General features: G+C 48.3%; 14 protein-coding genes. 5 read left to right on the top strand and 9 right to left on the bottom strand.

Going from position 1 to position 12,424, the window contains the following annotated elements:
* The first annotated feature begins 140 nt into the window (after positions 1 to 140).
* Complete coding sequence (locus ACO0LC_RS23170; protein WP_423007563.1) at positions 141 to 494, top strand: helix-turn-helix domain-containing protein; 354 nt, start codon at positions 141 to 143, stop codon at positions 492 to 494.
* Between the two features lie 31 nt (positions 495 to 525).
* Here the strand turns inward: ACO0LC_RS23170 and ACO0LC_RS23165 are convergent, their stop codons facing one another.
* From ACO0LC_RS23165 to ACO0LC_RS23135, 7 genes are all read right to left on the bottom strand, one after another.
* The gene (locus tag ACO0LC_RS23165) at positions 526 to 1,458 is read right to left on the bottom strand and encodes a hydrolase or metal-binding protein (protein WP_423007561.1); all 933 of its coding nucleotides are present in this window, start codon (positions 1,456 to 1,458) and stop codon (positions 526 to 528) included.
* 87 nt (positions 1,459 to 1,545) lie between these two features.
* Positions 1,546 to 2,565, bottom strand: coding sequence for a YqaJ viral recombinase family protein (locus ACO0LC_RS23160; RefSeq protein WP_423007559.1), 1,020 nt, complete (start codon positions 2,563 to 2,565; stop codon positions 1,546 to 1,548).
* Between the two features lie 137 nt (positions 2,566 to 2,702).
* The gene (locus ACO0LC_RS23155) at positions 2,703 to 3,662 is read right to left on the bottom strand and encodes a DUF932 domain-containing protein (protein WP_423007557.1); all 960 of its coding nucleotides are present in this window, start codon (positions 3,660 to 3,662) and stop codon (positions 2,703 to 2,705) included.
* Between the two features lie 177 nt (positions 3,663 to 3,839).
* Complete coding sequence (locus ACO0LC_RS23150; protein WP_423007555.1) at positions 3,840 to 4,199, bottom strand: hypothetical protein; 360 nt, start codon at positions 4,197 to 4,199, stop codon at positions 3,840 to 3,842.
* Between the two features lie 17 nt (positions 4,200 to 4,216).
* Positions 4,217 to 4,465, bottom strand: a complete 249-nt coding sequence (locus ACO0LC_RS23145; RefSeq protein WP_423007553.1) for a hypothetical protein — start codon at positions 4,463 to 4,465, stop codon at positions 4,217 to 4,219.
* Positions 4,462 to 4,584, bottom strand: coding sequence for a hypothetical protein (locus ACO0LC_RS23140; protein WP_423007551.1), 123 nt, complete (start codon positions 4,582 to 4,584; stop codon positions 4,462 to 4,464). The genes ACO0LC_RS23145 and ACO0LC_RS23140 overlap by 4 nt, the downstream gene beginning before the upstream one ends.
* A gap of 356 nt (positions 4,585 to 4,940) precedes the next feature.
* Positions 4,941 to 5,270 (bottom strand): hypothetical protein, encoded by a 330-nt coding sequence (locus ACO0LC_RS23135; RefSeq protein ID WP_423007549.1) that lies wholly within the window; start codon positions 5,268 to 5,270, stop codon positions 4,941 to 4,943.
* Positions 5,271 to 5,393: 123 nt separating this feature from the next.
* Between ACO0LC_RS23135 and ACO0LC_RS23130 the strand changes: the two genes are divergently transcribed.
* The 4 genes from ACO0LC_RS23130 (at position 5,394) to ACO0LC_RS23115 (ending at position 11,215) form a co-directional block, all read left to right on the top strand.
* Entirely contained in the window at positions 5,394 to 6,119 is a 726-nt protein-coding gene (locus ACO0LC_RS23130; RefSeq protein ID WP_423007547.1) for a hypothetical protein, read from the top strand.
* A complete protein-coding gene (gene dndD, locus ACO0LC_RS23125; RefSeq protein ID WP_423007545.1) occupies positions 6,116 to 8,098 on the top strand; it encodes a DNA sulfur modification protein DndD in 1,983 nt (660 codons plus the stop codon). The genes ACO0LC_RS23130 and dndD overlap by 4 nt, the downstream gene beginning before the upstream one ends.
* A complete protein-coding gene (dndE, locus tag ACO0LC_RS23120) occupies positions 8,095 to 8,487 on the top strand; it encodes a DNA sulfur modification protein DndE (protein ID WP_423007543.1) in 393 nt (130 codons plus the stop codon). The genes dndD and dndE overlap by 4 nt, the downstream gene beginning before the upstream one ends.
* Before the next feature lie 541 nt (positions 8,488 to 9,028).
* Positions 9,029 to 11,215 (top strand): S9 family peptidase, encoded by a 2,187-nt coding sequence (locus ACO0LC_RS23115; RefSeq protein WP_423007541.1) that lies wholly within the window; start codon positions 9,029 to 9,031, stop codon positions 11,213 to 11,215.
* A gap of 51 nt (positions 11,216 to 11,266) precedes the next feature.
* On the opposite strand, the gene ACO0LC_RS23110 is transcribed toward ACO0LC_RS23115, so the two are convergent.
* Positions 11,267 to 11,926 carry a glutathione S-transferase family protein gene (locus tag ACO0LC_RS23110; RefSeq protein ID WP_423007539.1) on the bottom strand — a complete coding sequence of 220 codons (660 nt, stop codon included), beginning with the start codon at positions 11,924 to 11,926 and terminating at the stop codon, positions 11,267 to 11,269.
* A 17-nt stretch (positions 11,927 to 11,943) separates the two neighbouring features.
* Positions 11,944 to 12,363 carry a DoxX family protein gene (locus ACO0LC_RS23105; RefSeq protein WP_423007537.1) on the bottom strand — a complete coding sequence of 140 codons (420 nt, stop codon included), beginning with the start codon at positions 12,361 to 12,363 and terminating at the stop codon, positions 11,944 to 11,946.
* Between the last annotated feature and the right edge of the window lie 61 nt (positions 12,364 to 12,424).

Below are 12,424 nucleotides of genomic sequence, written 5' to 3'. Positions count from 1 at the left end.
GTTAGGGCGCCGCTTCCTGCGGACCGGTGTGTCTAATAACTCCAAAGTAGCTCCCGCTAAAATGTAACGGGAACTACTTTGAGGGTTTTTTATGCCGGTGTACAGACGGGGCTGATGAGGTGCTTACTAAAAGGTCACACATGGACACGAATCAAAAATCCTCGTTTGTAAAAGCTATCGGGAAAGCACTTTCCAATAAAAGGACTGCTTCTGGCTTATCGCAGGAAAAAGTTGCCGAGTTATTAGGGATTAGCCGTGAAGCGGTATCGCGCATAGAGACTGGTGTAGCGGTACCGACGGTAGTCCGTTTAGCTGAATTGGCAGAGATTTTTGATTGTGGTATTGAGGAACTTTTAGTCGACGCATCTAACCGGCAATTGGATCAAGCACGTAAGATTGCCGATCTACTGGATGGACTTACCGACGAAAATCGTGCCATGTTGCTCAGCGTTATCAGGCAATTGATTAATGGATTCTCTAAGGAAAAACATTAATTACGTAAATGCGAGCAATGATTTTTAAGTTTTACATATCAGTCGAAGAAATGACCTTGTTGTGCAGCTTTTCCCGAAGGCTTGGTTTGTTCGAGAGTAAAGAGGCAATAGATGGTTTGCCACTTTCTAGTGTCGTTGCAAGAACATCGTCATTTTCGCTTACTGCCACAGGAAAAAATTCCTCCGCCAGTCCAGCATCCTCCTCACTCTCCTCGAAAGCCCCATTCCGAAATCCCAGACTGGCAGCAGCATCTAATGCCTCCTGGTCATATCCCCCCGTTTTACGCCGTGCATCCAGTTCCCTGGCTTGTGCAATTGCTCCCTCCAGCGTCAACCCTTCCCGCACCGTCAAATCTACGTAATAAATGGGTGAGCGATGACTCATCGTCGTGCTTTTCCCCCTGAGCCGCAGCTCCAGTGGCAGGCACGCCAGCAGGTTGCCTGACACTGCCTGGTAATAGCTGAGCCTTGCTGAGAGACAGCGGATACTATTAAATCCCGTCGTCCTGAAGATAAAACTACCCAGTTCATCTTCATCCCCTATGCTGACATTCAATCTTCCATAGGGTTTACAGGCACCACCGGCAGCCAGTTCGCAGCCATCAGGCGAAGGACAGGGCAGGGTTTGCATACCGTTTTCCGTGATTCGTCGGCAGGTCTCGCCATTGCCCATGCATACAGGCCGACCAGACTGGCGGTCAAACAAACTGTATTCTGCTCGCAAGTTCAGGTCTGGTTCATTGAAAAGCACTCTCACAGGTATAGAGCGTAGCTTGTCATTTCCAGGTTTTCTTCGTAACTCTTCATTGAGGGGATGGTTGATCCATCCCTCTCGGCTTTGCGCCTGCGTCGTGATCGTGAACTGATCATCTTTTACCGGCAGGCGTTTGCCATTCTTTTCCATTACTGTACCAATGGAAATCCGCCCGAGAATGGGCGGAGTAATTGCTAGACCTTTAATCATGAAATTCTCCAATCGTTAATAAACAGTTCTCCGACGTTAATATAAAAATTTAATCAAACAAGCTTGCCCTCTGCTGCTGAGCCAGTGTCAGGACGCCACATTGGGCCTGAGTAGAAACCGCCGACTACCTGGTTTCACCAGGGGATAGCGTGTGGCAATATCCGGTTGGTCTTCAATTAGCTTGTCCAGATTGATTTTGATACTGTCCTTGGCACGCTTCCAACTGATCCGGCCAGTTTCAAAGAAGGCAGTACTGGCTTCACCCATTCGCTCCTGTATCTTCTGACTCAACTGTGCATCGAGCAATTCCAGTTCTGCCATTTGTTCACGCACTACAACCAGATCGGCGAAGGCAGAAGACATGCCCCTGTCCTGTATCAGATCAAGTGCATCACCATAGTCACGCGGATACAGGCAACGCAAAGCCAGATCAGACGAAGCTGAACCATCTGCGGGAGGCGGGGTATCTGTTTCCACGTAATGCCAGAACTGTCTTTCCAGCGCGATCAACTTTGCAATCAGCTCGTCATCCCGCTTTATGCGATAAATCCTGACTTCTTGCCCACAGACCAGCACACAGACATCCGCTGCGGCTTTACCAGTGACTGCCAATTGATGTTGCACCTGACATTCCACGTATTCCGGTACGCCATCACGCCACAGCCTTGCTCCAAACTCACCGGCAGTCTTGCATTCCAGGATTTGCACATCGCTTGCACCAGTCACTTCACGGTCAATATTTGCCAACATCCATGACTTGTCAGGATCAGAATGTTGGAGCACAGCATTGATCTTGCGTACCCGGTTACCGGTGCGTTTCGTGTAATGTGCCGCCACGATGGGCTCCAGCAGTGTCCCCCAGTATGTTGGGCTGGACTCATCATTAGGATCAATCTTCGGTAAATCGGCATCGCGGCCAGTCTTGATCATCCATAGTTCCAGTGGCGACTGGTAGGGATTCAGACCAACGGCTGTGCCAGCATCACTGCTGCCTATACCTTGTTTGCGTACAGTCAGCCATTCATCGCGACTGAGTTCTTTGGTTTTAACCAGCTTCAGGGCAGGGCGGCTGGATTTGGGTAAAGCGGTTTTTTCTGCGACAGACATACAAGCCTCCATGGTTGAATTGAATGGCATCGGGTTTAAGGAAAATAAGTAAGATGGGATTCATGCCCGGTGTCATAGGCAAAAAAGCCCGGTGAGCAAAAGCTACCGGGCTGGGGAGTAGTGTTTGGTTGGTATGATCAAGCCACCATTTGCAAAGCCTGGTCCAGCGCTTTCTGTTTCAGAGTTGCACCCTGACCAAACCAGGCTGATTCCAGCCTGTGGTCAGTGGTGCGTGCTCTTTTCTGGTGATCTACATATTCCGTGACAGAATTCAGCAAACCAAATGCTGTTCCCTTGGATGAACTCAGTTCTGCCCCTTTGCCCTGGCCGTCATACAGCTCCTGTACCTTCTTCATCGCACGTTCATTGGTCAGGCCGGAAGCAGTATTGCTGGGATCAGTGAAGACACGCAGAAAGTAATTCATTGCCTCATGTGATTTCACTTTGCGTTCGGACAGGGTTTTCATGCGGTACATGAAAGCATCCCAAGAAGCGACAGAAATACCCAACTGACGCTTGACGGCCTGCGGATCAAAGTTGGTGTTGTGCGGCACCTTGACTGCACCACTACTATTATTAAGTGCTACAGCCAGCGTGTTATTGCATACCACCCTTATGCTGGTGAATTGAGCCGTCGTCGCCAGACTGCCATCGCAGGCAGTTGCCAGCAGCAGGTAGGCATTCACGACATCATTGCCCTTGAGCGTAGCTGACTGATTGGTTTTAGCCAGTGCCCAGACTTTGCGGCCTTCTTTCAGGACACCGGCAGTTTCCAGCTCGAACCCGGATACTTCCGTCAGGTCACGGTAAAACTCCAGGATTTCCCGGGGTTGCACGACCTGGTAACGGCTAGAGACGACTGACAAGGCAGCCTTGGTATCTGAGCGATAGAGTACTTTTTGCTCTGGGAAAGTCATGTTCGCACCCAGACTACCGGCACTTTCCGTCATAAAGCGAACAGGAGATTCCTTGATGTCAAATGCCATGCCAGCCTGTTTAGCCCAGACTTCGATAGGTTGTTTTGCTGTAAGTTGATTACCCAGACCATGCCAGGGAACTTCGTTGACGTATGCCATGGTTTCGATGAGGTGTGCCATAAAAATCTTTCTGAATAAATAGAGATGTACGCAGACAAGCCGCTGTCAGACAACAGCAGGACAGGTGCATGCAAGAAATAGTAAAAAAGGGGAAAAAGCGAAAAAGCGAAGTGATCCGGTGAATCGATGAGTCAATGGAGCGATAAGCCAGTGAACCGAAGCGAGGATGAGTAAAGGTTATCGGACGCTGAAGCTAAAATCACAGGTGGTGCAATGATAGTTATCAAGCACTTTGTTATCGACCACTTCACCGAGTGAAGTCCCGACCGAACAACCAGCAGCCCCGCCCATCAGGCCGCCGAGAATGGCTCCGGCCAGACTGCCGAGGGCGAAACCGAGTGGGCCGCCAATCGCGCCGACGGCTGCGCCAAGTTCTGCGCCACCCATAGCACTGGCAGCACCGGCGGTCACACCGGCGACTGTTCCAATTGTTCCTCCGGCTTTCTTTCCAAAATTACGTTTTTGTATATGGACTGATCCACAGCGTGGGCAGATCAGTTCCGATTCTGAGTGAGTCTGGATGAATTCTTCTGTCATGCGTTTCTTTCTAAAAGTTAATAAGTACATCTAAACGTTAATAGATACACCTGATAAATAAGTGAGGTGTTGGTTAATGAGTTGCAAAATTCTTTTTGTTGCAGGGCGAGGAGGAAAACATACTGACAGGCTGGTTTGCCCGGGGTTTGTTGCAGTTCCCAGGTTCTTGCCAGGAAAATTAGAGACAAGATGAACACCGAGAGCAACGCCGCATCCATGACAGCACCCATTTCATCGCCGATGGCAATGAAGGCATAGGCGATCATTGGAGCCAGGAAGTACGTAATTGTGCGGGAATAAAGTGGGTAGCCGGACGGGCTACTGTCTTTTCCAGCAGCGGACGGGTTTGTAGAGAAACTTCCAGATCAATTAAACGTTTCGACATGAAGACTGGGGTGAACAGGATCGCCGGGGAAATGGCAATGCTGAAATTGAGCAAGGTAAAAAAATGTTTGCAGTCATGGGTTTCCTTTGTATCCGTTGACTTGAGAAGACAGGGCATAAACGCATCCGGCGATGGATATCGCCAGATGCCAGGGAGGTGATATGTAACTGATATTTTTTTGAATCTGGTTTCTGTTCAGATCAATAGTTCGAACGAAGTTGTAAAACTGCTTGCCGGACGTGTTGATATCTGACCTGAGATGTCGTTTAAAGAGGCGAGAGGGAAGGGTACGATCAGGAGGAGAAACGATGCTGTGACGGAATAGTTGAGCGGACTACATAAAGGGTAAAACGAACTCAGGGTTTGCCTAGCATCATTCTCAGCATCCATACTCTGGACAGGGATACCAGGAACAGGACAAACAGCGTAAATGCAGCAAAGTCCATATTGACATCCTCGCGGACGGCTATGAACATATACGTGATCAGCGAAATGCAGAAATACAGGCAAACCCGGAGATAACTGCGATTGCTCTTACGGGCGACTGCCTTTGCCAGCATAGGGCGAGACTTGATAGCGTCGTGCAGCTCATCGGCGCTGGAAGCTTTCAGGAGCGGGTGGTAAATCACAACAGTGAAGATCGTGAGGATAGCATTGACGAGCGAAAAGAAGATGTTGTGATCCATGAAGATTCCTTGGTTTGGAGGTCTAACAAGAAGAGGGGAATTGACTGGTAATCAGGTAGAAGAATTGCCTGATTCCATTTTTGTGATATGTGGCTGAGATTTTTTTAAATCGACTCGCGTAGCATGCAAGTCGTTATAAGTATGGGCGCTTATCCAATGCCAAATCGCAGGGTACTTATTCGAGAAACACGCACCATCGAGACGAGTGGTGATGCAAAGCATGAAACGATCTACGAAATAGAAAAAGTCGCGGTTTTGGTTCACGGGCCGTATACGCAAGACTATCGAGAAACTATGCTCGAAGAACTGTTGCGAGCCCAGGAAACTATTCGTAAAAATTTGCCAGAATCCGTTTCAGAATTTTCTATTCTTTCGATGGAGGAACTTGAGGAAATCCGCAGAATATGGGTAATCCAGAAGCGTGAATTCGAAGACTCCGTGCCTGATATTTTCTTAAGGGCAACCGGACAAATTTACCCAAGTCCTGAATTGGATGAGACAACTCCTTTTAGACCAGAAGACGTTCGCTTACTACGCGAAGTTTGCATGAGCATGGCAATAGATGCTCCCCAAAGTGGGCCGCGAGATTCCACGCAACTGTTATTTGGTGTTTTGCGCGATCAGTTAGGCGTCCAGCACAGTTACCGCGGTGCAGTTCGACGTGTTGGCCTTCACGGTGATCTAGAAAATATTCTCGAGACACGATCCTTTGTTAACGAGGAGGAAGCGCTTGATTTCGCGCTTCAACGAAAAGCTGGTGGCAATGAGCTGATGTACCAGATGCGTGACGCTGCCGACATTATTTTCTATATGCCAGATGAACAATCAGCTCAGGAACTCGAAGTATGATCTTTGAACAAGTGGTTTTACATAATTTTGGTGTCTATCGAGGTGAGCACCGAATTGATTTGGACGTCACTGCCGAGCGCCCAATTGTATTGATTGGCGCGTTAAATGGATCTGGAAAAACAACATTCTTGGATGCGATGCAGCTTGCTCTCTATGGGAAAAGCGCACGCTGCTCAGGGCGGGAGCGCGTAGGTTATCCAGAGTATCTTGATTCGATGATTAATCGAGACGCATCCCCACATCAGGGAGCTGGTGTAGAGTTTGCCTTTCGTGCCCGTGCTAACGGACAAGACACGCACATTCGTATATCTCGAACATGGCAAAAGCGTGGTGATAGTATTAAAGAAAATCTTGAAGTTTACCGCGATGGAGAGCATGATTTAGTCGCTTCGGAGCGTTGGGTGGAATTTGTTGAGGATTTCATGCCCTCACAAATCGCGGATTTATTTTTTTTCGACGGAGAAAAAATTGAGGCCCTTGCTGATCCGCAGCGTTCAGCTACCTTGCTCAGAGTGGGGATTCACTCACTACTAGGTATTGATTTGGTTGAAAGCTTATTGCGTAGTCTTCAGCAGGTAGAGCGTAAACGTAAAACTGATACGGCGTCTGAAAGCGACAAATCTATATTGCAGACCATTGAGTCGCAACGCAACGAAATGCGTCAGTCGCTTGAATTAAATGTGTTAAAACGAGCATCGATTCAAAACGAGCTCGACGGTGTAGAAAAAAAAGAAGCCTTGGTAATGGCAGAGTTCAAGCGTTTAGGCGGTGATCTTCTCATGCAGCGCGACCGACTTATCTCTGATCAGTTACACTATCAAACGAAAAAAATTGCGCTCGAGGATGAGCTGAGAATGTTGGCCGCAGGCGCACTGCCACTAATGATTCCGACGAAATCGCTCGACGTCGCCGTTTCAAAAGCAATGAAAGCCAGACAAAATGGCAATATCGACATTCTAAAAGTAGAAGCAGAATCAAGAGATGCTGATATTGAAAAATTTATTAAAACGCTTGGTGTTGGGCGGGATACCTTATTGAAATTGCGATCTCATCTTAGAGCGGATCGCGAGCATCGCTATCAAGCAGCAGATCAAACGAGCGCAATCTCTGAAGAAATTCTTAACCAATTCAGCCACGAAGCGACTCAGGCAATGGCACGCGTTGCGATGCACGCATTAAAGTCTCTTTCTGATGTTGATGAGCACCTAGCCGCTGTCGAACGAAATCTAGCGGCGGTTCCAGCCAATACCGAGGTTGCGCAGGTTCAGCAAGAAATGGAGATATGCCGTGCAGATCGAGCTAAATTTCAGGCAGTTGTCATTTTGTTGGATTCTGAGATCGCAACAATACGCAATAATTTGGAGCGACTCCAAGCAAAAGCGGAACGTGAGGCAGAAAGACTAGGCGAGCAGTTAACTCGCGACGAGGTTTCAAGGCGCGTAATAAATCATTCGTCTAGGGCGCGCGAGGTATTGGCGAATTTCCGAGATCGTCTTTTGGCGAATAACTTACAACGATTAGAGCATTCGATTCTGAAATGTTTCCAACGCCTCATCAGGAAGAGATCCCTTGTACACGGCATCTCCATTGACACTGAGTCCTTCCAAATTTCTGTCACCAATCTCTCAGGGCAGCTTGTGCCTGCACATAGGCTATCAGCCGGTGAACGTCAACTACTGGCAGTTGCAACTCTCTGGGCACTTGCTCATGCGTCTGGTCGATATTTGCCGGCAGTAATCGATACCCCACTTAGTAGGCTCGACAGCAAGCATCGCGGTACTTTGGTTCAAAATTATTTTCCAACCGCGAGTCATCAGGTCATTCTTTTATCGACTGATGAAGAGGTTGTTGGTACATACCAAGAACAGTTGCGCCCCTTTGTTGGACGGCATTATCTTATTGAACACGACGAATTAGCAAACACTTCTCGATTCGTCGATAGCTACTTTCCTTCTGCTTTTGCTGAGATGAACGTATGACTCCCATTGAAAATATTCGACTTTCCGAAAAAGCCAAGATGCAGTTGATAACTATGAAAAGACGTACGGGCATCTCAAATTGGAACGTTCTATGCAGATGGGCATTTTGTCTCTCAATTAACCAACCAACTCGCCCGCCTGAAGAAGTAATTCCTGCCGACAGTTCAGTTGAAATGACATGGAAAACCTTTACGGGCGGTGCCGAAGATGTTTATTGGGGATTGTTGTTGGTTCGCGCTGAGGAAGATGGTGTTGCACAAAAAAAAGACGCACTCGCCCACTACTTTCGGTTACATTTGCATCGAGGCATTTCATACCTTTCAGGTGCGAATGGTCCCGCCGATCTACCTCAACTGATACGTTTGGCAATTACAAAAAGACGTGGTTAACTCCGTACTGGCAAGGCGGCGTTGAATTAGATAAGTTGTGGAAGTCGCGTATGTGTTTAAGCTTGAAATGTTTAGCGCATTATTGTCGATATGTCATTTCATATTTCTGCGAATCCACATTCCTGGCGTGATTCCAGGATAAAATGTTCGCGATGCCTTAGATATATTTCTTTTTAAGATTGAGATAGATAGTGCTACTTAGAATATGGGATAGATATTCAAATTTAGTTTCTATCTATTAAGTAGATATTTTTATTATCCATAATTTAATCCATAATGTTTTTTTTGGAAAAAAATACTTATATATATCAATTGTTTATGGGTAATTTACGATTCCGGCAGTCGCACCAAATTAAAAACCCATCGTTAGTAATAACGGTGGGTTTTTTCTTTTCTATTCATTTTTCGTCTCAAACATATTTATTCCATAAACTGTTTTTTCATGAACTGCTCAAGCTGGGCACGGTCAGAATCTCTGGCTGCCAGATACCAGGGCAGGACTTTGACTTAATCTTTCTTAAATTTACGGTCTGGGAGTTTTATGCGAACTTGTATCGCGTCTATGTTGTTGGTGATTAGTCCTGTACTTGCAGCCAGTGCCGCACAAGCACAGGATGGTATGCTCAGCCTGGAAATGTTGTATCACCCAACAAAAAAAGAAAAATTCGATACCAGGCCACTGACACGCTTGGCCTGGGATGCGCAAAACCGCTTGATAGAAACGCAAAGCAAGGATGGTGTAGTCCAGCAATTTGTGGTGAATCCTGCGACCTGGGACAAACAGGTGCTCAGCATGGATGGCAATATCCTGGCGATGATGACAACCGCAGGCATACCAGAAAAAGAAGCCAAGGCCCAGGTCGACAAGCTGACACCGCAATTCAAGCCAGACTTGAAATCTTATCTGTTCACTTATAAAAATGATTTGTGGTTGCTGGATTTGCAGCAGGGTAAAGTCAAAGAGCTGACACATACACCGGACCAGGCGGAAGATGAAGCGATACTCTCACCCGATCTGCAATCCGTCGCCTACCTGAAAGGTAATGATATCTACCTGACCGATGTCGCCACTGGTACAGAAAAACGCCTGACCACAGGTGGTAATGAAACCACCTTCAATGGCCGCCTGGACTGGGTCTATATGGAAGAGATTTATGGCCGTGGTAAATTGCGCGCATTCTGGTGGGCGCCGGACTCCAAGAAAATCGCTTACCTGAGTTTTGATGAAAGCAAGGTGCCGGTCTATACCCTCAGCGGTGACCATGTACAACCTGTCAAGACTGAGCGCACGCGTTACCCCAAGGCTGGTGATCCCAACCCGCAAGTCAAGCTGGGTGTCGTCGATATGGCGGGCAAAACCAGCTGGACAGAAAACCCTTATACAGGCAAGGAAACCCTGATCGTACAAGTCGGCTGGACACCCGATGGCAAGTTACTGGCATCCTGGCAAGACCGTGTGCAAACCTGGCTGGATTTGCGTCTGTATGACGCCCAGTACAGCAGCAAGCCCTTGTTGCGCGAAAGCAGCCCGGCCTGGACTGAGCGTCTGCCTTTGCCGCAATTTTTGAAAGATGGCAGTTTTGTCTGGGAATCTGACCGCACTGGTCACCATCACCTGTATCGCTACGACCAGCAATATCAATTCAAGGGTGCGATCACCCAGGGTGACTGGGATGTACGCACGGTCTATGGTGTCGATGAAGTCAGGGGCAAGGTTTTGTTCTTGGCGAACGAGCGCAACCCCATAGGCAATGATGTGTATGCCATCAATCTGGATGGCAGCAAGCTGCAAAGACTGACGACGGAGTCTGGCAGCCACAACGCGCGCTGGAATAGTGCTTATGCCCATTTCATTGATAGCTGGAGCAGTATCAAACAGCCGCCCAGGCAAGCCGTATTCAATGCCGAAGGCGTATCGCTGAAACTGGTCGATGATGTCGGCATGCCTGAGAAAATGCAGGGCTTGAAGCTTGCTAAAGTCACGCAGCAGCAAATCAAGTCGCGCGATGGTTTTTTGATGGAAAGCCTGCTTTTCCTGCCACCGGATTTTGATCCTAAAAAGAAATATCCGGTGTACCAGCATCTGTATTCCGGCCCCATGGCCCCGCAAGTAGTGGACCGCTGGAATAGCAATCTCTGGCACCACTTCCTGGCGCAACAAGGCTATGTGGTATGGGTGTTGGATAACCGCAGTGCCAGCAACAAGGGTATCGTCAGCGCCTGGCCGATACACAAAAAATTTGGCCAACTGGAATTGCAAGACCAGCTCGATGGCCTGGAATGGCTGCGCAAACAAGGCTGGGCTGACATGGACAGGATAGCCCTGAATGGCTGGAGTTATGGCGGCTATATGACTTCGTATGCAATGACACATAGCAAGGCATGGAAAATAGGTTTTGTCGGTGCACCCGTGACGGATTATCGTTTATATGACAGTGTCTACACCGAGCGTTATATGGGCCTGCCGCAAGATAATGCAGAAGGCTATGACAAGGGCAGCGTGTTGAAAGCCACCAAGGATTTGAGTGGCAAGATCATGATCATGCATGGCACCATGGATGACAATGTCCATCCGCAAAATACCATCATGTTCATTGATGAACTCATCAAGAATGGCAAGGACTATAGCCTGCAATTGTATCCAGGCGCAGGCCACGGGCCGCGTGGCGATTGGACCATGTGGTCGCTGCAAAAAGCCAAATGGGAATTCTTGAAAAACAATCTCTGATTCTTTGATCGCGAAAAATAAAAACGGTGCAGATTTACCTGCACCGTTTTTTTATTGCATGCGACGTGATAAAGCAGAACCACGCGCCCGCAAAAATTCCTGCAATAAAGCCGCATAATTTTCATGGGCGGCACTGCGCACCGACGCACGTTTCTGTAATGCGCTGCGCCATGCTGTCAGTTTGGGCAGATAGGCAAAGAAAGCAAAATCAGCTATCTGTTCAAACACCTCAAGGTAAGGAAACACAGGTGCAAAGGCGGCATCCACCATGCAGAAATGATCGCCTGCGAAATAGGGGCCTGCGCCTAGATGGCTTTCCAGGATGGAGAATCTTCCCTGTAATTCAGCGACCTTGATGGCGAGCGCCCGCTCGTCAGTGGCATTGTAGAAACCTGCTATGCTATTCAAGGTGGCAGAGGCAAATTCTATCCAGCTGCGATGCATTGCTCTTTCCAAGGCTTCCTCGGGGTGCATTTTGGATGGCGTGGTTTCATCCAGGTATTCACAAATCACGGCAGATTCAAAAACCGCTTTCCCATCGACGACCAGTACTGGCGTTTTGCCCAGTGGGGATATCTGTAAAAACCAGTCTGGCTTGTTCGCCAGGTCTATGTCCACACGTTCAAAAGCCAGGTCTTTTTCTATCAGACTGATCGCCGCCCTTTGCACATAGGGGCAAAGCGGGTGGCTGATCAATATATATTTGCTCATGTTTGCTACTCCTGCACTCAGGCCGGTGAAAAACGGCGGCTGCTGCGCAAGGCAAAAGCACCATCACCCAGGAGCCAGACGGCGATTGATGTCATGACGAGAAACACTGGATATTCCCAGCCACCGTTAGGGCTGGTATGTACCCAGCCATTGTCAAAATGCACTGTCGCAGCAACAGCCATGATGGGCACCAGTGCCAGCGCCACCTGGCGGCTGTAAATACCCAGCACCAGCGCTATGCCACCCAGTAATTCCAGCGCAAACACGGGGTAGGCCAGAAAACCCGGGTAACCTATGCTGGTAAAAAACTGTGCCGTACCGGGCAGGGTAAACACAAACAACTTCAGCAAGGCATGGGCTATCCACATGATGCCCAGGCTGATGCGTAGCAAAGTGATGCCGTAGGCATGGCTGCCTGAGATGTTTGATGGGTTCATTTTATTCTCCAAAAAGTGATGAATGGCGCTAATATAGAATTTCGTACTTGCAATGAAAATA

This window comes from Undibacterium sp. JH2W, assembly GCF_049340425.1.
GTDB lineage: Bacteria > Pseudomonadota > Gammaproteobacteria > Burkholderiales > Burkholderiaceae_D > Undibacterium.
Note: the sequence above shows the minus strand (reverse complement) of the source record. Positions and strands in the feature narration are given on the sequence as shown.